Origin of the sequence: Myroides albus, from assembly GCF_009711045.1 — a bacterium.
Classification (GTDB): Bacteria; Bacteroidota; Bacteroidia; order Flavobacteriales; family Flavobacteriaceae; genus Flavobacterium; species Flavobacterium album_A.
In genome coordinates this window covers 1-1,686 of the sequence record NZ_WMJX01000108.1, presented here as the reverse complement: position 1 = coordinate 1,686, position 1,686 = coordinate 1, and the positions used below count along the sequence as shown (strand labels likewise).

Annotated in this window: 2 protein-coding genes; both read left to right on the top strand. The window is 29.1% G+C overall.

Annotated features, from left to right (window positions below; all coding sequences use genetic code 11):
* Positions 1-211 precede the first annotated feature (211 nt).
* Positions 212-646 carry a DUF3408 domain-containing protein gene (locus GJV76_RS15490; RefSeq protein WP_074748189.1) on the top strand — a complete coding sequence of 145 codons (435 nt, stop codon included), beginning with the start codon at positions 212-214 and terminating at the stop codon, positions 644-646.
* Positions 647-835: 189 nt separating this feature from the next.
* Complete coding sequence (locus GJV76_RS15485) at positions 836-1,681, top strand: hypothetical protein (protein ID WP_155093481.1); 846 nt, start codon at positions 836-838, stop codon at positions 1,679-1,681.
* The last annotated feature ends 5 nt before the right edge of the window (positions 1,682-1,686 follow it).

The following is a 1,686-nucleotide window of genomic DNA, read 5'->3' as shown; positions in this document are numbered from 1 at the left end:
TTAGCTTATGAAATATGTGGTTGCTCGCGTGGATACGTAGCTACGACTTTACAGAGCTCCCAACGATTAAACGCACAAATAGATTGGTGATAAAACCTTTATACAGTTTGATGTTTGAAACAAAGGAGTTATAACTAAAAGGACAGAATAACATTTAACTAACAACATAGATAAATGAACAGAATTATAAACAGATAAAAAACTAGAAATTATGGATGATGAATTTAAAAAGAAACAGAGAATTGATGAAGAAGCGATGATGGCACTAATGGTTGATGGACTAAGACCTAATGGGTTTACAGAGGCTGAACTCAATGCTCCTGGTGTAAGAGATGAGCAAGAAGAAACTAAAGAGATACCAAAGAAGCAAAAGCGTGTAAAAAAAGAACAGGACTCTACTAAAGAGTGTAAAGTAGTGGAGTATGAAGAACTTTTTTTTAAAGATGTCAAAAGCACCGCACGTCATGGAAAGTCAGTTTACATAGATCCAGAACATCACAAAATCCTTTCTCGTATTGTTCAGGTCATTGCGGATGATAAATTGACTATCTATGCTTATCTCTATAATCTACTAGAGCATCATTTCAACGAGTTCGAACAACAGATAACTACGAGCTTCAATGAAAAAAACAAGCCTATCTTTTAAGCATTTCATTAAAACTGATTGATATCTAATCCCATAAATGATATGGCTGTCCCTTAGCTTGATTCTTAAACTTATTTTTGTTTTAAGGCATAAAGAGAACTTAAAAATATCGTAATTAATAAAAGTAATATTCTAATACTAGAACAAGAATAAAATATTTAACTTGCTACATATATAAAAAAATAAGAAATGAGTTTTAAAGAAGATGAGTTAATAGAACTAATGGAAAAATATTATAGAGGGGACAAATTGATTGACCTTAAAACTGAATATAGATTTAATTTAACTGCGTCTGAATTGGTTAAATTGTTTCCACCTGATGTCCATGACAGTAGTTGTGATTATTGTAAAGAGAATTATATTTCTTATAAGAAAGTACGTAATCAGTCTTGGAGAGATAATACTTTTATTTTTTGTCCAAACTGCCAACACAGTCCTGAAAACAGAAATTGTATGTGTGATTATTGTATAGAGAAAAGAGAAATTTTAAAAGAACAAGAAATTACAAAGAAAAAGCAGTTTGTTAGAAATAAAGTTAACTATAATCAAGCATTAGATATAGATGAGTTAACTTTAATAGAGAAAGTATATTTAGGGACTCTAATAAGAGAAGGATTTATTGAAAATGAGAATTATATAAGGCCTCTAGATACATTTTCGTCTCCTTTTGCACCTACAGAAATTTATTCTAAAGAGATTATTGAAAGCCTATTTAGACAGGGAATAATTTTATTACACGAAGATAATTTGGAGTTCTTTAATCTTATAGACGAAGAACAAGAAAAATATAGTTTTAATCCTTTTAAAGTATCGTGGAAAGTAAATATTTCAAATATAGAAGAAGAAGAAATAATTAATTCTTTACTCTATCCTAATATCGATTTAAAAGAAGATATTGATGATTTAATGAAATTTTGGAAAGAAATCGCTATTAATGAATGTATTGAGTATTTACAACAGAATATTAGTAATGTATTTAAAATGGATTTTATTTCAGGTGATATTGTATGTCTTCAAACTAATGTAGACTTTTAGGACGT

Coding starts and splice junctions, on each gene's coding strand:
- GJV76_RS15490 (WP_074748189.1), top strand. CDS start 212: ATGGATGATGAATTTAAAAAGAAACAGAGAATTGATGAAGAAGCGATG.
- GJV76_RS15485 (WP_155093481.1), top strand. CDS start 836: ATGAGTTTTAAAGAAGATGAGTTAATAGAACTAATGGAAAAATATTAT.